This is a genomic window from Lelliottia sp. WB101, assembly GCF_003051885.1.
GTDB lineage: Bacteria > Pseudomonadota > Gammaproteobacteria > Enterobacterales > Enterobacteriaceae > Enterobacter > Enterobacter nimipressuralis.
The window spans coordinates 3,312,907-3,330,531 of record NZ_CP028520.1 but is presented as its reverse complement, the minus strand read 5'-3'; the positions used below and the strand labels follow the sequence as shown (position 1 = coordinate 3,330,531).

The 17,625-nt window shown below is 56.7% G+C and carries 13 protein-coding genes; 8 read left to right on the top strand and 5 right to left on the bottom strand.

Translation table 11 applies throughout. The features are described 5' to 3' along the window. Positions 1-36: 36 nt before the first annotated feature. Positions 37-1,689, bottom strand: a complete 1,653-nt coding sequence (locus DAI21_RS16035; protein WP_164971766.1) for an MFS transporter — start codon at positions 1,687-1,689, stop codon at positions 37-39. Positions 1,690-1,901: 212 nt separating this feature from the next. Between DAI21_RS16035 and DAI21_RS16030 the strand changes: the two genes are divergently transcribed. Together DAI21_RS16030 and aldA are read left to right on the top strand one after the other, a co-directional pair. Then, entirely contained in the window at positions 1,902-2,696 is a 795-nt protein-coding gene (locus tag DAI21_RS16030; protein ID WP_107703610.1) for a YdcF family protein, read from the top strand. 197 nt (positions 2,697-2,893) lie between these two features. Beyond that, complete coding sequence (gene aldA / locus DAI21_RS16025) at positions 2,894-4,333, top strand: aldehyde dehydrogenase (protein WP_107703609.1); 1,440 nt, start codon at positions 2,894-2,896, stop codon at positions 4,331-4,333. Positions 4,334-4,371: 38 nt separating this feature from the next. Here the strand turns inward: aldA and gap are convergent, their stop codons facing one another. After that, complete coding sequence (gap, locus tag DAI21_RS16020) at positions 4,372-5,373, bottom strand: type I glyceraldehyde-3-phosphate dehydrogenase (RefSeq protein WP_100780221.1); 1,002 nt, start codon at positions 5,371-5,373, stop codon at positions 4,372-4,374. Positions 5,374-5,567: 194 nt separating this feature from the next. Here gap and cybB point away from each other — a divergent pair, with 194 nt between their 5' ends. The 4 genes from cybB to DAI21_RS16000 all read left to right on the top strand — a co-directional run bounded on the left by cybB (position 5,568) and on the right by DAI21_RS16000 (position 9,859). Continuing rightward, positions 5,568-6,098 carry a cytochrome b561 gene (cybB, locus tag DAI21_RS16015; protein ID WP_107703608.1) on the top strand — a complete coding sequence of 177 codons (531 nt, stop codon included), beginning with the start codon at positions 5,568-5,570 and terminating at the stop codon, positions 6,096-6,098. A 484-nt stretch (positions 6,099-6,582) separates the two neighbouring features. Continuing rightward, positions 6,583-6,858: a metal/formaldehyde-sensitive transcriptional repressor gene (locus DAI21_RS16010; protein WP_032610935.1), complete on the top strand. Its 276-nt coding sequence runs from the start codon at positions 6,583-6,585 to the stop codon at positions 6,856-6,858. Between the two features lie 29 nt (positions 6,859-6,887). After that, positions 6,888-8,006 carry an S-(hydroxymethyl)glutathione dehydrogenase/class III alcohol dehydrogenase gene (locus tag DAI21_RS16005; protein WP_107703607.1) on the top strand — a complete coding sequence of 373 codons (1,119 nt, stop codon included), beginning with the start codon at positions 6,888-6,890 and terminating at the stop codon, positions 8,004-8,006. Between the two features lie 161 nt (positions 8,007-8,167). Further along, positions 8,168-9,859: a methyl-accepting chemotaxis protein gene (locus DAI21_RS16000; RefSeq protein WP_107703606.1), complete on the top strand. Its 1,692-nt coding sequence runs from the start codon at positions 8,168-8,170 to the stop codon at positions 9,857-9,859. A gap of 122 nt (positions 9,860-9,981) precedes the next feature. Here the strand turns inward: DAI21_RS16000 and DAI21_RS15995 are convergent, their stop codons facing one another. After that, positions 9,982-12,366 (bottom strand): glucose/quinate/shikimate family membrane-bound PQQ-dependent dehydrogenase, encoded by a 2,385-nt coding sequence (locus DAI21_RS15995; protein WP_107703605.1) that lies wholly within the window; start codon positions 12,364-12,366, stop codon positions 9,982-9,984. Between the two features lie 288 nt (positions 12,367-12,654). After that, a complete protein-coding gene (locus tag DAI21_RS15990; RefSeq protein WP_100780215.1) occupies positions 12,655-13,578 on the bottom strand; it encodes a LysR substrate-binding domain-containing protein in 924 nt (307 codons plus the stop codon). A 278-nt stretch (positions 13,579-13,856) separates the two neighbouring features. Here DAI21_RS15990 and DAI21_RS15985 point away from each other — a divergent pair, with 278 nt between their 5' ends. Next, positions 13,857-15,200 carry a VOC family protein gene (locus tag DAI21_RS15985; RefSeq protein WP_107703604.1) on the top strand — a complete coding sequence of 448 codons (1,344 nt, stop codon included), beginning with the start codon at positions 13,857-13,859 and terminating at the stop codon, positions 15,198-15,200. Between the two features lie 42 nt (positions 15,201-15,242). Further along, positions 15,243-16,751 carry a carboxylesterase/lipase family protein gene (locus DAI21_RS15980; protein ID WP_107703603.1) on the top strand — a complete coding sequence of 503 codons (1,509 nt, stop codon included), beginning with the start codon at positions 15,243-15,245 and terminating at the stop codon, positions 16,749-16,751. On the opposite strand, the gene DAI21_RS15975 is transcribed toward DAI21_RS15980, so the two are convergent. After that, on the bottom strand, positions 16,714-17,580 hold the full coding sequence (locus DAI21_RS15975; RefSeq protein WP_107703602.1) for a LysR substrate-binding domain-containing protein: 867 nt from the start codon (positions 17,578-17,580) through the stop codon (positions 16,714-16,716). The two genes, DAI21_RS15980 and DAI21_RS15975, sit on opposite strands and share 38 nt — an antisense overlap. Positions 17,581-17,625: the final 45 nt, after the last annotated feature.

Genomic DNA, 17,625 nt, shown 5'->3' with positions numbered 1-17,625 from the left:
GGAGGTAATGCGCTGTTCATTCTCGGTTTTCTTCCATTATTTGGTGCCCGTGGCGTGTTTTAAGGCCAGACGGGCGGTGATTCTCAGGCGCAGCAGGCGCCACAAAATCCACACCAGCGTGGCGGTGGCAATGCCTGCGGTCAGCAGATAAGTGTCGTTATAGGCCAGAATATTGGCTTCAAGCGTCGTGACAGTTTGCAGCTGCGTGACGGCCTGGGTGTTAAGCAGGGCGCTGTCGCCAATCAGGTTCTGATACATCTGGGTGTAAATCTGTAGCCGCTCGTTGACCAGCGGATTGAGCGTGGTGAGTTGATCGGCCAGTAGGTTCGAATGGTATTTCTCGCGCCAGGTCTGAAAGGTGCCGAGGATGGCGGAACCCAGCAGGCCGCCGACGTTCTGGCTCATGCCAAACAGCACCGAGAAGCTGACCAGATTGCGCGGATCGGCAATCACACCGCCAATACCCGCCAGCATCGCCGGGGCGAGGAAAAATGCGCTGCCAAAGCCGAGCAAAAACTGGCTCAGCATCAGCTGGTCCGGACGTGTCAGGTTGTTCGACTGGCTGTCCAGCAGCGACGCGACAATCATCAGCACCAGCGAGGTGACTATCGGCCAGGCCAGTCTGGTGGGTTTGATGGTCAGGCAGCTGGCGACTATGCCGCAGACAATCCCGGCGAGGATCGACCAGGCCAGATGCGTCATCTGTTCATTCTGCAGGCCGACGTACTGTAGCCAGCCGATCACCCCGGTGTTTTGCTCCGCCAGCACGATGCGGATGAGCAGCATAATCAACCCCAGGCGCAGAATACTGCCGCTGGAGAGCCAGCGGGTATTGAGCAGGGGGTTGCTGCGGTTATGCTCGAAAACGATGGCCGAGAGGATCAGCACCAGCGACAGAGCCAGCGACCAGCCAATCCACGGCGCTTCAAACCACCAGTCGAGCCTCCCGAGCGAGAGCACCGCGCACAGCAGTGCCATGCCGGGTGCCAGCAGGAAGAAGGTGATGAAATCTTTCTTTTCGAACACTTTACGGCGGTCGCCCGGCGGGAGTTTCAGCGCAATCACGCAGCCGAGCGAAATCAGCGCCAGACCGAGTTCAAAGAAGTACAGCCCGCGCCATTCGTCGAGCTGGAGTAACTCCGTCGAGAAGAGTCGTGCAATGGGGATCGCCAGCGACGACCCGGTGATGCCGATGGTCAGCGCTTTCAGGCGATGTTTCGCCGGCCAGGCCTGAATCTGATAGTAAATCCCCAGTGAACTCAAGGCGGCGGCCACCATGCCGTGGGCGGCGCGCACCATCAGTGCCGAGCTAAGATCGTTAACGAACAGGTGGAAAAATGTCACCAGCACATACAGCACCAGAAACCCTTCCGTAAACGCGCGCAGACCGTACTGCTGGCGAAACTTCACCAGCAGCAGGTTAATCGAGACGTTGGTCATCACGTAAACGGCAGGGAGCCAGGCGATCTCCGTCGACCAGACGGCGAATGTCCCCTGCAGATTTTGCAGGTTGGCGGCAACCATCGCGTTGCCAAGCGCTCCCGTCAGGCAAACCAGTAAACCGACTACGCCGTAGGCCACTCTTTTCGGAGTGCTGTGCAGCGGTGTGGAAGGGGACCCCAGCAGGGCGGGTTTTTCATGTGGCTGCCACTCGCGAGGAGCATAAGGATCGCGTTGAGGCAGGCGCATAACGTCGGTTACCTTTGGAATAGTTGAATAGTTAGTGGGCTAAGGATTCTACCTGTGGCAGAAATCATAATTCAAGTGAATATGAAATAGTTCATTAAATCAAATATGATTGCCCTCAACTGCGGTATCGTGCGGGCGGCTTTCGGAGAGATCCTCTGTTTCACAACCTCATACGCGCTACCCTGAAAGTAACCTGATGTAAGGAGGTAACGATGACGCTGACACTTTTTCCCTGTCTGCCCGAGACCACGCTGGCGGCGGTCAACACGGTGGGCAACTGGCTGGCGCAGGACGATAACCCGCGCGACCAGCCCTTTGACGCAGTGATCCTTGCCGGGAATGCGGTGATCCCGACCATTGACGCCGCCTGTCGGGTCGCGTCTGAACAGGCGATCCCATTGCTAATTAGCGGCGGTATCGGCCACTCGACGACGTTTCTGTATGCGGCGACGGCGCGCCACCCGCGCTATAACACGGTGCCGACCACCGGACGCGCCGAGGCGGCGATTCTGGCGGATATCGCGCGTCAGTTCTGGCACATTCCTGACGACCGTATTCTGATTGACGACCAGTCCACCAACTGCGGTGAAAATGCGCGCTTTAGCTGGAACCTGCTGAAGCAGCACGCGCCCATCCCGCAACGCACTCTCGTGGTACAGGACCCGACCATGCAGCGGCGCACGATGGCGACCTTTGCCAGAGTGTGCCGTGACGAGCGCGAGTCGCCGCACTTTATCAGCCATCCGGGGATCACTCCGCATCTGCAAAACAGCGAAAACGGCCTGGTGTTTAGTGGCGGCGGTGAGGGGCTTTGGCCGGTTGAGCGTTATCTGTCGCTGGTGCTGGGTGAACTGCCGCGCCTGCGGGACGACGCGAACGGCTACGGCCCGGCGGGGCGGGACTTTATCGCTCACGTCGAGATCCCGCCTGATGTGGAAGCCGCGTGGCAGATTTTGCGCCACGACACCACTCTCACCGACGCGCTGGTCAGTCGCTCTCTGCTGTAAGTGATGCCCGTTTGCGCACCCTCTGTCGCAAACGGGCATTTTATGTTGCCGGTCTGTAATGTCATTGTTTTGCTGACCCGTTTCTTTTTTGAGATATCTCACAAAAACAGCGCGATACGATAGGCAACCTGACGCCTGATTGTAATTTTTAACATTAATTTTACTTGTTAAAAACAGTGCAATTACAGGAGCAGGTCATGACAGTACCCGTACAACATCCTATGTATATCGATGGACAGTTTGTTGCCTGGCAAGGTGAAACCTGGATTGATGTAACCAATCCCGCCACCGAAGAGGTCATTTCCCGTATTCCCGATGGGCGCGCCGAAGACGCCCGCAAAGCGATTGAGGCTGCCGAACGCGCGCAGGCCGGCTGGGAAGCGCTCCCGGCGATTGAACGCGCCAACTGGCTGCGCAAAATTTCCGCCGGTATTCGCGAGCGCGCCAGTGAGATCAGCGCCCTGATCGTGGCCGAAGGTGGCAAAATTCAGCAGCTGGCCGACGTGGAGGTCAGTTTCACCGCCGATTACATCGACTATATGGCCGAATGGGCGCGCCGCTACGAAGGGGAAATTCTTCAGAGCGACCGTCCGGGCGAGAACATTTTGGTGTTTAAACGTGCGCTGGGCGTAACGACCGGCATTCTGCCGTGGAATTTCCCGTTCTTCCTGATTGCACGCAAGCTGGCACCTGCGCTGCTGACGGGCAACACCATCGTCATCAAACCGAGCGAATTCACGCCGAATAATGCGATTGCGTTTGCCAAAATCGTCGATGACATCGGACTGCCAAAAGGGGTCTTTAACCTGGTGCTTGGGCGCGGCGAAACCGTCGGGCAGGAGCTGGCGGGCAACCCGAAAGTGGCGATGGTGAGCATGACCGGAAGCGTCACCGCCGGGGAGAAAATCATGACCGCTGCGGCGAAAAACATCACCAAAGTGTGCCTGGAGCTGGGCGGCAAAGCGCCTGCTATCGTGATGGATGACGCGGATCTTGAGCTGGCGGTGAAAGCGATTGTCGATTCGCGCGTCATTAACACCGGGCAGGTCTGTAATTGCGCCGAGCGCGTGTATGTGCAAAAAGGCATTTACGACCGCTTCGTGAACCGTCTGGGTGAAGCGATGAAAGCGGTGCAGTTTGGCAATCCCGCTGAGCGGAATGATATTGCGATGGGCCCGCTGATTAACGCCGCTGCCCTTGAGCGCGTGGAACAAAAAGTGGCGCGCGCGGTGCAGGAAGGGGCCAGAGTGGCGCTGGGTGGCAAAGCGGTGGAAGGTAAAGGCTATTTCTATCCGCCGACGCTGCTGCTGGATGTGCGCCAGGAGATGACCATCATGCATGAAGAGACCTTCGGGCCGGTACTGCCGGTGGTGGCGTTTGATTCTCTGGATGAGGCGCTGGCGATGGCTAACGACAGTGAGTATGGCCTGACCTCGTCCATTTACACGCAAAATCTGACTGTGGCGATGCAAGCGATCAAAGGGCTGAAGTTCGGCGAGACCTACATCAACCGCGAGAACTTTGAAGCGATGCAGGGCTTCCATGCGGGCTGGCGGAAATCGGGTATCGGCGGGGCAGACGGGAAACACGGTCTGCACGAATATCTGCAAACCCAGGTGGTGTATCTACAGTCGTAATTTTGCGATACGCGGGCAGCCTGGCTGCCCGCTGAAAATCAGAGTGCGGCGAACTTATCCAGAGTGCGCACCAGCTGGGTGACGAAGCCGTATTCGTTGTCATACCAGGCGACGGTTTTCACCAGCTGCAGGTCGCCCGCCTCGGACACCTCTGTCTGAGTGGCATCAAAGATCGAGCCAAAGTGGGAGCCGATCACATCGGAAGAGACAATCTCCTCGTCCGTATACCCAAAAGAGTCGTTGCCTTCGGTCGCTTTTTTCAGTGCGGCGTGAATCTCATCGACCGTCACTTTTTTCTCCAGAATCGACACCAGTTCTGTCACCGATCCGGTTTTCACCGGTACGCGCTGGGCGTGACCTTTGAGCTTGCCGCTGAGCGCCGGGATCACCAGCCCAATCGCTTTTGCCGCCCCGGTGGTGTGCGGAATAATGTTCTCCGCCGCCGCGCGTGAGGCGCGCAGATCTTTCCCGCGCGGCCCGTCCACCAGTGCCTGGGTGCCGGTATAGGCGTGGATGGTGGTCATGGTCCCGACTTTAATCCCAAAGGCGTCGTGCAGTGCTTTCGCCATCGGCGCCAGGCAGTTGGTGGTGCAGGAGGCCACCGAGATAATGGTGTCGCTGGCGTCAATCGTGTCGTCGTTGACGTTAAAGACAATGGTTTTCATCTCGCCTGCGGGCGCGGAGATCAGCACTTTTTTCGCCCCGGCGTCCAGGTGGGCTTTGGACTTTTCTTCCGAGGTATAAAAACCGGTACATTCAACCACCAGATCCACGCCCGCCGTGGTCCATGGAATGTGTTTGGCCTCTTTTTCGGCGTACACGGAGATGGATTTGCCATCAACAATCAGGGAATCTTCGGTGAAATCGACGCTCCAGGGGAAGGGACCGTAATTCGAGTCATGCTTTAGCAGATACGCCAGCACCTTGGGGGAGGTGAGGTCGTTAATGGCGACGACGGTGTTGCTGTCCTGAGTTTCAAGCAGACGGCGCAGGACGAGGCGTCCGATGCGACCAAAACCATTAATGCCAATTTTACTCATGGTTGACTCCTGTATGAACTGAACGATGCGACAGTTTGAAAACTCCTCCAGGCTTAGACCATGTCGGCGGGTGAGGCAATTGAAGATGATTCATGAGCAGGCGAAGTTTTTGAAAACCCATAAAGAAAAGTTAATGAATTTTTAAGGAAAGCCCGTTATGTTGACCCTTTGTTCGACCTTTTCCAGGAAATCATATGCGTAATAAATATACTGGCCTGCAAATTGGCATTCACTGGCTGGTGTTTCTTCTGGTTATCGTGGCTTATGCGGCGATGGAGCTGCGAGGATTCTTCCCCCGCAGCGCGCGTCCGGTCATTAATATGATTCATGTTTCCTGCGGGATTTCGATCCTGGTATTGATGGTGGCGCGTCTGCTGGTACGCCTGAAATTCCCGGCACCGCCGATTCAGCCTAAGCCAAAACCGATGATCACCGGCATGTCACATCTGGGGCATCTGGTGGTGTATCTGCTGTTTATTGCTTTGCCATTGATTGGCCTGGTGATGATGTATAACCGCGGCAACCCGTGGCTGGCCTTCGGCCTGGTGATGCCCCATGCGCCAGAAGCAAATTTCGATCTGGTGGACAGCCTGAAGGCGTGGCACGTGACGCTTGCGAACATCGGCTATTTCGTCATCGGCATTCACGCTTTTGCGGCGCTGCTGCATCACTATTACTGGAAAGACAACACGCTTCTGCGCATGATGCCGAAAAAGCGTTCCTGATAACCTTTCCTGCCTGTCCCAAACCCGCTCTCGTCAGCGGGTTTTTTGTGTTTATTTCCGACATCAATCCATAAAAAGAGCCATTCCAGTTAAGCGAATAAACATTCGTTCTTAAGGTGAGCTTTAACCCGATGATTTGCTTTAAGTCTGTTGTATTTCAGTCATGAATATATCCATGACAAACGCAGGGTGAACGATTATAAATGCACTATCCACCACGGACAGGGTGTATCCAAATCTGCAGTGCTGTGTGTTTACGGGACCTGACCGATGTCGGCAGGTTCCCGGATTTTCCTCAAGGCTGCGTGAATACACTTCCTAAACGTCTCCCTCCACAACCCTTTGCTCACTCGTCGCCAATCATTGCTATCCGCGTCATAAAATTCCGTTTAGGTCTGCGTTGTTAGACAAGGCCCGTTGATCATTTGCTTGAGAGTATGAATGAAGTTACTATACCCCCCTACAGTATCCATGAGGAGGGCGTATGCCTCATTCACCCGAAGACAAAAAACGCGTTCTGACTCGCGTGCGGCGCATTCGGGGGCAGGTTGATGCCCTTGAACGTGCGCTGGAGTCCGGCGAACCCTGCCTTGCCATCCTGCAGCAAATCGCGGCGGTTCGCGGTGCGGCGAACGGTTTGATGGGCGAGATGGTCGAAATTCACCTTAAAGATGAGCTGGTGACGGGCGAAACCACCGCCGACCAGCGTGCGGTTCGCATGGCGGAAGTCGGTCATTTGCTACGCTCTTATCTAAAATAAAACACTGGCATCACATAAAGGAAAGCAATATGAAATCACGTGCAGCTGTCGCATTTGGCCCCGGCCAGCCGTTGAAAATCGTCGAAATTGACGTTGCGCCGCCGAAGAAGGGCGAAGTGCTGATCAAAATCACCCATACGGGCGTGTGCCACACCGATGCCTTTACCCTGTCGGGTGACGATCCGGAAGGCGTCTTCCCGGCGGTATTAGGCCATGAAGGCGGTGGCGTGGTAGTGGAAGTCGGTGAAGGCGTCACCAGCCTGAAGCCGGGCGATCACGTTATTCCTCTGTACACCGCCGAATGTGGCGAGTGTAAGTTCTGTAAATCCGGTAAAACCAACCTCTGTCAGGCCGTTCGCGCCACGCAGGGCAAAGGCCTGATGCCTGATGGTACCACGCGTTTCTCTTACAATGGTGAGCCGATTTATCACTACATGGGCACCAGTACCTTCAGCGAATACACCGTTTGCGCGGAGATTTCCCTGGCGAAAGTGAATCCACAGGCGCCGCTGGATAAAGTCTGCCTGCTGGGTTGCGGCGTGACCACCGGTATCGGCGCGGTACACAACACGGCGAAAGTGAAAGAGGGCGACACCGTGGCGGTGTTTGGTCTCGGCGGGATCGGTCTGGCGGTGATTCAGGGCGCGGTGCAGGCGAAAGCCGGGCGCATCCTCGCAGTCGATACCAACCCGGAGAAATTCAAACTGGCCGGTGAAATGGGCGCAACAGATTTCATCAACCCGAAAGACTACGACAAACCGGTTCAGGATGTGATTGTTGAACTGACCGGCGGCGGCGTGGATTTCAGCTTTGAATGTATCGGCAACGTCAATGTCATGCGCTCTGCGCTGGAATGCTGCCACAAAGGCTGGGGTGAGAGCATCATCATCGGCGTGGCAGGGGCGGGTCAGGAGATCAAAACCCGTCCATTCCAGCTGGTGACCGGACGCGTCTGGCGCGGCTCCGCATTTGGCGGCGTAAAAGGGCGCACCCAGTTGCCGGGGATGGTCGAGGATGCAATGGCCGGGAAAATCAATCTCGACCCGTTCATTACCCACCGTCTGCCGCTTGAGCAGATCAACGAAGCCTTCGATCTGATGCATGAAGGAAAATCGATCCGCACCGTCATACATTTCGGCAGCAACTAATTATTCTGCCAGCGGTTTTTTGCCGCTGGCCCTTCCTGCATATTCTTCTCTAAAGTGTGACCTGTCTGGCGCTTTTAGCCGTAAGCAAATTTCCTTCCGTGCCGATGACTATTTTACAGGCGTGTTTTTCACGCATTTACCTATAAAGAGAGTCGACGGTCATGGACAACACAAAAACGATGCGCAGCCCGCAAACGCTGAGCTTCCTGCATCATATCCGGCTGGTTCCGCTGTTTTCCTCAATTCTCGGTGGCATCATTTTGTTATTCGCATTGAGTTCGGCTCTGTCGGGGTATTTCCTGCTGCAGGCTGACACGGATCTGCAGGATGTCACGTCAGAAATCCAGGTACGTACGGGGCTGTCGAATAGCTCGAACCATTTACGCACGGCGCGCATCAATATGATCCATGCCGGTGCGGCCAGCCGTATCGCTGAGATGGACGCGATGAAGCAAAACATCGCTGAAGCCGAAACGCGTATTAAGCAGTCACAGGAGAGCTTCGCCGCCTATATGAATCGTGCCGTGCGCACGCCTGCGGACGAAGCGCTGGATGGTGAGCTGAAAACCCGATTTGATGCCTATATCACCGGCCTGCAGCCGATGCTGAAATACGCCAAAAACGGCATGTTTGAAGCCATCATTAATCACGAAAATGAGTCTGCGCGCCCGCTGGACGATGGCTACAACGAAATCCTGCTGAAGGCGATTAAGATCCGTACCGATCGCGCGAATGCCCTCACAACCGACGCTCACAAGCGCACTCAGCTTGGCCTGATGTTTATGGTCGGCGCCTTTGCGCTGGCGCTGGTGCTGACCGCGATGACCTTCGTGGTGCTGCGCCGCACGGTGATTCATCCGCTGCAACGCGCTGCCCGCCGCATCGAACAGATTGCGAAGGGGGATTTGACCATGGCGGACGACCTGACCGGTCGCAGCGAGATCGGGCGTTTAACCCGCGATCTGCAAACCATGCAGCACTCGCTGGTGAATACCGTCGGAACGGTTCGCCAGGGCGCGGAGCAGATTTACCGTGGCACCAGCGAGATTTCTGCTGGTAACACCGATCTCTCTTCCCGCACCGAACAGCAGGCGGCGGCCATCGAACAGACCGCTGCCAGCATGGAAGAGCTGACGGCGACGGTGAAACAGAACGCCGATAATGCCCATCATGCGAGCAAACTGGCGGAAGACGCTTCCGGGAAAGCCAGCCGTGGCGGCCAGATGGTCTCTGGCGTGGTGAAAACCATGAGCAATATCTCTACCAGCTCGAAGAAAATCTCGGAAATCACGGCGGTGATCAACAGCATCGCTTTCCAGACCAACATTCTGGCCCTTAACGCCGCCGTGGAAGCGGCCCGTGCGGGCGAGCAGGGGCGCGGATTTGCCGTGGTAGCCAGCGAAGTGCGTACGCTGGCAAGCCGCAGCGCCAACGCGGCAAAAGAGATTGAAGGCCTGATTAATGAATCTGTCACCCTGATCGACCAGGGTTCCGGCGAAGTGGTTGCCGCGGGGAATACCATGAATGAAATCGTTGAAGCCGTGAAACGCGTCACCGATATCATGCTGGAGATCGCCGCAGCCTCCGACGAGCAGAGCCGGGGTATCGTGCAGGTGAGCCAGGCGATCTCTGAGATGGATAAAGTGACCCAGCAGAACGCCTCGCTGGTGGAGGAAGCCTCTGCGGCGGCGGCATCGCTGGAAGAACAGGGTGCTCGTCTGACCGAAGCCGTGGGCGCGTTCCGTCTTAACGGCACAACCGCCAGTCGCGGGAATAAAGCCGCACCAGCCAAGCAGCCTGCGCCATTGCGTCAGGCGGTGGTTGACGGTGGGGATAACTGGGAAACATTCTGAGTGGGTGACATATCGATGGGCAGCTATGTCTAACTCCATCGATATCATCATACGTCCGTAAACGTGAAACGTCGCCGGGCGATAAAAAAAGGGGCCAATCGGCCCCTTTTTCATTACTGCTTTTACGCTTTATCGGGCAGGGCGTACGCAATAATGTAATCACCACGGTCCGGTGACTGACGCGCGCCACCTGCGTTAATGATGATGTACTGTTTGCCGGTTTTCGGCGACACGTAGGTCATCGGGCCTGACTGGCTGCCCACTGGCAGACGGTCTTTCCAGATCTCTTTCCCGGTTGCGGTATCAAACGCGCGCAGGTAGAAATCCTGAGTGCCCGCGAAGAACAGCAGACCAGACTGGGTGGAAAGCGATGCGCCCAGCGTCGGCATTCCGATTGGGATCGGCATGTGCATGCGAATACCTAGCGGACCGGTATCTTCAACGGTACCAACCGGAACCTGCCACACCAGCTTGCCGCTTTTCAGATCCACGGCGGACATGGTGCCGAACGGTGGTTTCTGGCACGGAATGCCCAGCGGAGAGAGGAAACGCTCGCGCATTGCGCCAAACGGCGTACCGTCCATCGGCACAATACCCATCTCGATCCCGCTGGCGTTTTTGGCAACGTTCGCGCGCGGCACCATATAGTTCGCGAGACCCAGACGCATATCGTTGACGAACATCAGGCCGTTATTCGGATCAACGGAGACGCTGCCCCAGTTCATCCCGCCGAGAGAGCCTGGGAACTGCAGGGAGCGGTCAAGACCTGGTGGGGTAAAGACGCCCTGGTGACGCATCTCTTTAAACTGAATGCGGCACAGTAGCAGATCGACAGGCGTTGCGCCCCACATGTCGGATTCGGTCAGCGTCTGGTTGCCAATCATCGGCATGCCAACGGAATACGGCTGCGTTGGGGAGTAACGTTCGCCTTCAATATTACCTGCCGGAACCGGACGCTCTTCCACTTTGGCTACCGGCTTGCCGGTTTCGCGGTTGAGCATAAAGATCATGCCCTGTTTGCTGGTCTGCACCAGCACCGGCGTGGTGCCGCCTTTACCGTCAGGGAGATCGTACAGCAGCGGCTGCGACGGCAGGTCGAAGTCCCACAGGTCGTGGTGTGTGGTCTGGAAATGCCAGCGCACCTGACCGGTAGTCGCGTCTACCGCCACAATTGACGAACTGTATTTATCGTCCAGCGCGGTACGTTCGCCAGCATAGAAATCGGGCGTTGCGTTGCCGGTTGGCAGATAGATCAGGTTCAGTTTTGCGTCGTAAGACATGGCAGACCAGACGTTCGGCGTACCGCGCGTATAGGTCTGGCCTTCTGGCGGCAGACCGGTCAGCTCCGGATTGCCGGGGTCCCAGGCCCACGCCAGTTTGCCTGTGTGCACGTCATAGGCACGAACCACACCCGGCGGTTCGCCAGTCGAGAAGTTATCCGCCACGCGGCCACCGACAACCACCACATTACCGGCCACCAGCGGGGTGGAGGTTTGCTGATAGTAGCCCGGTTTGATTTCACCCATGCCAACGCTGAGGTCAACAATACCGTGATCGCCAAAGTCTTCGCAGACTTTGCCCGTATCGGCGTTGATAGCAATCAGGCGCGCATCGGTGGTTGGCAGGAACAGACGACGGGCACAGGCGGCCGGTTGCGTGTCTGTTTGTGACGTTGTCACGACGCTGTGATCTTCAAAGAAGCCCAAGCCACGGCAGCGCTGCCAGTTTGGCGCGGTGGCTTTGGAATCGTAGCGCCATTTTTCTTTACCGGAATCCACGTCCAGCGCCAGCACTTTGCTGTATGGCGTGCAGACAAACAGGGTGTCGCCCACCTGCAGTGGCGTGTTCTGATCTTCTGCGCCAGAACCGTTGCTCACCGGGATATCACCCGTGTGCGCGGTCCAGGCCACTTTCAGCTCGCCGATGTTTTGCTTGTTAATCTGATCCAGCGCGGCAAAACGGTCGCCGTGGGTGGTGTTACCCCAGTGTTCCCAGTTTTTCTGCTGCTCGCCAGGGGCGACGGGTTTCACTGGCACCGCTTCGTTAGCCGTGACCAGGGTTTGCGGCTTAAACATCCAGCCGAAGCTCACCAGCATCGCCACGGCGAGCACGGCGGCAAGGGTAAACGCCGGGGTTTTGTTTACGGCCTGGTTGCCGTTTGCTGCGCGCAGGAACGGCCAGACAATGGCACATAAAAAGGCCAGCACGGCGAGGGTAAACAGGCGCGAGAAGAGCGGCCAGAAATCCCAGCCTGCGTCACTGACGGCCCAGAATAACGACGCGATAAACGCGATGGCATACAGAATGATGCCGCTGGTACGATTCATGAGGATTAAAACGGCGGAGATAACCATCACCACGCCAATGATCAGGAAGTACCAGCTTCCGCCTACGGTGGCGAGCTTAAAGCCCAGCCCGCCGACCGCCAGTCCGATGATTGCCATCAGGACGACCAGGAGCCACTGCAGGAGTCTCGGAACCCCGCGTGGCGCGCTGCCAAATGTCATGTCTATCTCCTTAAAGACCTCGTATTCCTCCGGCGGCACGGGCACGGGGCCTGTACCAAATGGGTAACCGAATACGGGTTTAATGATGATTTATACGATGAATACCGTTTATACGGCTTTGAAATCCACCGAATGAAATAGGGTGTGAACCATTTGGTGAATTCGTGGCTATGATAAGTCTGTTAAATTGTTTGTTGCAATTGTTAATAAAAAATTTCGCATTATTTGATTAAAAGCGATAAAAAACCCGTCATCACGACGGGTCAGCTGGAAAGCGAAGGGAGACGGTTAAATCGGCATCGACTTGCGGATGGCGCTCAGCAACGCTTGCGCCCCCGAGGAGAGCGGGGTGTCTACGCGGGTCAGGATACCAATCGGCTCACCGGCGCCCGGCGACGCAACAGGCAGCGCGGTCAGGGTGCCCTGGCGGAGATCTTCTTTTACCGCCCCGGACGGCACGAACCAGACATAGTCATAATCTACCGTCAGCTGGCGCGACAGGGAGGCCGAGAGGGTTTCGATACACCCCGATGGCAGCTTGCAGCCCTGCATTTGCAGCATCACTTCGGCGTTATGGCGCGGAACAGTCCCTTTTGGAGACACCACCACCGGCCATTCCATGACCCGACTCAGGGTGACCGTATCATGCAGCAGCGGGTGATTCGGGCGAACCACCAGTTTCAGCGATTCCAGGAACAGCAGCTCGTAATTCAGACCGCCCATCAACTCTGGATCGGACATTCGCCCAATGCCCAGATCCAGCTCGCCAGACTTTAACCCGGCCAGCAGCATGGTGTTATTCATCGTGGCGACCTGCAGCGTGGTATTTTTTTGCTGCTTATGAAACTGACCAATCGCCGAAGGCAGAATGCCGAGCGCCGCCGTAGGCAACGCGCCAACGCGAACCACATCCGAGATCTGATCGTCCTTACGATTCAGCGCCTGACCGGCAGTATTGAGCGCATCCAGCACTTTGACGGCGTGGGTGAGAAACTGTTCGCCGACTAAGGTGAGCTGTGCACCAAGGCGCCCGCGATCGAACAGGCGTGCGCCGGTGAGTTGTTCCAGTTCGTTCAGGGTCTTTGAGAGGGCTGGCTGGCTAAGATTAAGAGTTTCAGCCGCACGCCCCAGCGTTCCCTGTTGAGCGACGGCCACAAAAGTGTGCAGATGGCGCAAGCGTATGCGCTGACTAAACAAACCATTTTTTTCCATGATGCGATGTTAAGAACAGAGCCGTGCGAGTGACAAGGGAAGATGTTTAATTTTGATAACTTGATAGCAAAATATTATTAACATTTGATCTATTTGAGTTACAAGAATTTTTTCACCCGTGGATGAGGTGATTCTCCTGAGGTTTTTTCTTCGCGCAGAAAGAGAAAAAGCGCAGGGAATAACCACTTGTCTGTCAGGATCACAAATCGCAAATTCTTCCCCCCAACGACAGCGGCCTTCTCTACACTCCAGGTAATATTCACTGGAGGCATGACATCATGGCGAACACCATCACGGCTGATGATATTCGGGAACACTTTTCGCAGGCTATGTCAGCGATGTACCAGCAGGAAGTTCCGCAGTACGGCACGCTGCTGGAACTGGTAGCGGACGTGAATCTGGCGGTACTGGAAAACAATCCGCACTTACATGAACAGCTGGCCAACGCCGATGAGCTGGCGCGTTTAAACGTCGAACGCCACGGGGCGATTCGCGTGGGGAGCGCTCAGGAGCTGTCCACCTTGCGCAGGATGTTTGCCATTATGGGCATGTATCCTGTCAGCTATTACGATCTCTCCCAGGCGGGCGTCCCGGTGCATTCTACGGCGTTTCGTCCCATTGATGACGCCGCGCTGTCGCGCAACCCGTTCCGCGTGTTTACCTCGTTGCTGCGCATGGAGCTTATCGAAAATGTCGCTCTGCGCGAACGTGCGGCTGAGATCCTCGCCCAACGTACTATTTTTACTCCGCGCTGCCTGGAACTGATTGCGCTGCATGAGTCAGAAGGGCAGTTTACTGACACGCAGGCGCGCGAGTTTGTTCAAGAAGCACTGGAGACGTTCCGCTGGCATCGCCACGCCACCGTCGATCAGGAGACCTATCAGGCGCTGCACGATGAGCACCGTCTGATTGCCGATGTGGTCTGTTTCCCGGGATGTCATATCAACCATCTTACGCCGCGCACCCTGGATATCGACCGGGTGCAGGAGCTGATGCCGAAATATGGCATTGAGCCGAAGATTCTGATTGAGGGGCCGCCGCGTCGTGAAGTACCGATTTTACTGCGCCAGACCAGTTTTAAAGCGCTGGAGGAGCCGGTGCTGTTTGCCGGAGAGCATAAAGGCACCCATACGGCGCGCTTTGGCGAAATCGAACAGCGCGGAGTTGCGCTCACGCCAAAAGGTCGTGAACTGTATGACCGTCTGCTGAATCAAGCCGGAACAGGCAAGGATAATTTGACGCATCAGCTGCATCTGCGAGAGGTGTTCCAGACCTTCCCGGACAGCGAAATGTTCCTGCGCCGTCAGGAGCTGGCCTATTTCCGCTACCGTCTGACGCCTGCGGGCGAAGCGCACCGACAGGCGTTCCGCCCGGGCGACGATCCCCAGCCGCTCATTGAGCGTGGCTGGGTAGTGGCGCAGCCGATTATTTATGAGGATTTTCTGCCGGTGAGTGCGGCGGGGATTTTCCAGTCCAATCTGGGGAATGAAACCCAGGCGCGTAGCCGTGGAAATTCGAGTCGTGAAGCGTTTGAAGCCGCACTGGGATGCCCGGTAAACGACGAGTTTGCGCTGTATCAGCAGGCCGAAGACCGCAGTAAACGGCGTTGCGGTTTGCTCTGAAATCGCTACTCTGCTGGGGTGTGATGGAAAAAGAAGGCAAGTATGGAAAATTCCACGACCCCAGTAGTGACCACCCGCCAGGGCGCAGTAAGCGGTTTTATTGATGATGATGTGCACGTCTGGTGCGGTATTCCGTATGCCGCGCCGCCCGTTGGCGCGCTGCGCTGGCGCTCGCCGCAACCACCCGACTCCTGGGAAGGTATCCGCCCGGCCAATACGTTTTCGGCATCCAGCTGGCAAAACATCGACTACTGTCGGGAACTGGGCGGGGGCGACCCAGGGCGATTCTCGGAAGATTGTCTCTATCTCAACGTCTGGGCTCCCGCAAAACGGACCGGGCCACTTCCCGTAATGGTCTGGCTGCATGGCGGCGGATATACCATTGGCGCGGGCGGATTACCGCCTTACCGGGGGAAAGCGCTGGCACACCGCGACGTCATTGTTGTCACCATTAACTACCGTCTGGGCCATCTCGGCTTCTTCGCTCACCCGGCGCTCGCCGGTGAGGAAGCCGATGTGGTGCATAATTTTGCGCTGTGCGATCAAATTGCGGCGCTTCACTGGGTACAGGATAATATTGTTGCGTTTGGCGGTGATGCGGATAACGTGACCTTGTTTGGCGAATCCGCCGGGGCGCGAAGCGTGCTGTCACTACTGGCTTCGCCGCTGGCAAAAGGGTTGTTTCACAAGGCGATCGTGCAGAGCGGTTACACCCTTCCTGATACCCCGCGCGAGCAGGCACTGCAAAAAGGTGAGGCGCTGGCGGCGCATTTTAGCATTGAGAATGCGACCGCTGAACAGCTGCGGGCGATCCCCGCCGATGCGTTCTGGTCACTGACGGCTCCCCTCAATATTGCCCCGACGCCGATTGTCGGCGACTGCGTGCTGCCAGAAGCAATGCTGGATGTGTTTTTCTCGGCCCGCCAGCATCCGGTTCCGGTGATGATTGGTTCCAACAGTGACGAAGCCAGCGTGATGGCGGTGTTTGGCATCGATCTCGCCGGGCAAATTCAGAAGCTGCGTCGTGAACGTCGGTTTGGCCTGGGGCTGATCAAGCTGCTTTATCCCGGTGTGAAGGGGGATGAAGAGCTGGGGCGTCAGGTGTGTCGTGATATGGCTTTTACGACCATGGGATTTGTGGTGATGCAAGCTCAGCAGCGGGTCGGCGAACCCTGCTGGCGCTACTGGTTTGATTACGTTGCGGAAGCGGAACACGAAACCTATCAGAACGGCGCGTGGCACGGCAACGAAGTGCCCTATGTCTTTGACACGCTCGGAAAGGTGGAACCTGCCAGCCAGTATGTGAACGAGCGCGATTTGGCCTTTGCTGCGCAGGTGGCAGATTATTGGGTCAATTTTGCGCGTTTCGCGAGCCGAACCTGTGATGCGCTACATGGCCCGACGCGCTGGCCAGCCTGCCGGAAAGGGCGTGATGTGCTGTTACGCATTGGTTTGAATAAACATGCAGGATTTCGCCTGGAAAACCGCTTTATGCGCGCCAGAATGAGTCTGTTTAAACGGGTAATGAAGCATCACGTGAGCCTGGATTGAGCAGACATGCGCGAAACGCGGCCAGCCCGGCGGCTTTTGCGCGTGATTCCCGTAAAACCAGCCGATAGCTGGCGCCGGTTTTCACGCTGGTATTGAAGGGGCGTGCCAGGCGCCCGGCGCGAATATCTTCTCTCACCAGCGTTTCGTCAGCAATCGCCACGCCCAGCCCCTGCATCGCGGCGGTTATCGCCAAATCCATGGTGTCGAAGTGTTGATTTCGCTGCATTGTCAACGCGAGCTCTTCCTGCCTGGACAACCACAGCGACCAGTCGGTTTTATCCCGCGTGGGGTGAAGGAATGTCAGCGACTCCAGAGAGGCGCTCATTCGTAATGGACTCATCACCGGCGTGAGCGCCTCTTCGAACAGCAGATCGCCCGCGCTGAGATGCGTTCCGAAGACGATAGCCGCATCGTAGGACTCGGTTTTGAAATTCACCGTGTGATCGGTGGTGGTGGTGAGGGCAATTTGCAGCTCAGGCTGATCGCGTTCCACTTCAAGCAGGCGTGGAACCAGCCAGCGCATAGCGCAGGTCGGGACCTTCAGACGCACCACCGTTTGCTGAGCACGCGCCTGTTCCGCGACGGTCAGCAGGTGTTCGAAGGCGGCCTGTAGATCAGGAAGCAGGGCGCTGCCCTGAGATGAAAGCCGCAGCCCCCGCGCATGACGTTCAAAAAGAGAAAAGCCGAACCAGGCCTCCAGTGTGGCAATTTTACGACTAACGGCACCCTGAGTGAGACACAGCTCTTTCGCGGCGTGGGTGAGATTCAGATGACGAGCGGTGACCAGAAAGGCGTCCACAGCATTGTGCGGAAATGAACGGCGCGACATAAACACTCCAGGTATGCGTTTTTATCATGTCGTTCATAACACCTG

What these genes read in the sequence shown, in the direction of transcription:
- DAI21_RS16000 (WP_107703606.1), top strand. Translation starts at nt 8,168, where the DNA reads ATGGACAACACAAAAACGATGCGCAGCCCGCAAACGCTGAGCTTCCTG.
- DAI21_RS15980 (WP_107703603.1), top strand. Translation starts at nt 15,243, where the DNA reads ATGGAAAATTCCACGACCCCAGTAGTGACCACCCGCCAGGGCGCAGTA.
- gap (WP_100780221.1), bottom strand. Translation starts at nt 5,373, where the DNA reads ATGAGTAAAATTGGCATTAATGGTTTTGGTCGCATCGGACGCCTCGTC.
- DAI21_RS15975 (WP_107703602.1), bottom strand. Translation starts at nt 17,580, where the DNA reads ATGTCGCGCCGTTCATTTCCGCACAATGCTGTGGACGCCTTTCTGGTC.
- cybB (WP_107703608.1), top strand. Translation starts at nt 5,568, where the DNA reads ATGCGTAATAAATATACTGGCCTGCAAATTGGCATTCACTGGCTGGTG.
- DAI21_RS15995 (WP_107703605.1), bottom strand. Translation starts at nt 12,366, where the DNA reads ATGACATTTGGCAGCGCGCCACGCGGGGTTCCGAGACTCCTGCAGTGG.
- aldA (WP_107703609.1), top strand. Translation starts at nt 2,894, where the DNA reads ATGACAGTACCCGTACAACATCCTATGTATATCGATGGACAGTTTGTT.
- DAI21_RS16035 (WP_164971766.1), bottom strand. Translation starts at nt 1,689, where the DNA reads ATGCGCCTGCCTCAACGCGATCCTTATGCTCCTCGCGAGTGGCAGCCA.
- DAI21_RS16010 (WP_032610935.1), top strand. Translation starts at nt 6,583, where the DNA reads ATGCCTCATTCACCCGAAGACAAAAAACGCGTTCTGACTCGCGTGCGG.
- DAI21_RS16030 (WP_107703610.1), top strand. Translation starts at nt 1,902, where the DNA reads ATGACGCTGACACTTTTTCCCTGTCTGCCCGAGACCACGCTGGCGGCG.
- DAI21_RS15990 (WP_100780215.1), bottom strand. Translation starts at nt 13,578, where the DNA reads ATGGAAAAAAATGGTTTGTTTAGTCAGCGCATACGCTTGCGCCATCTG.
- DAI21_RS15985 (WP_107703604.1), top strand. Translation starts at nt 13,857, where the DNA reads ATGGCGAACACCATCACGGCTGATGATATTCGGGAACACTTTTCGCAG.
- DAI21_RS16005 (WP_107703607.1), top strand. Translation starts at nt 6,888, where the DNA reads ATGAAATCACGTGCAGCTGTCGCATTTGGCCCCGGCCAGCCGTTGAAA.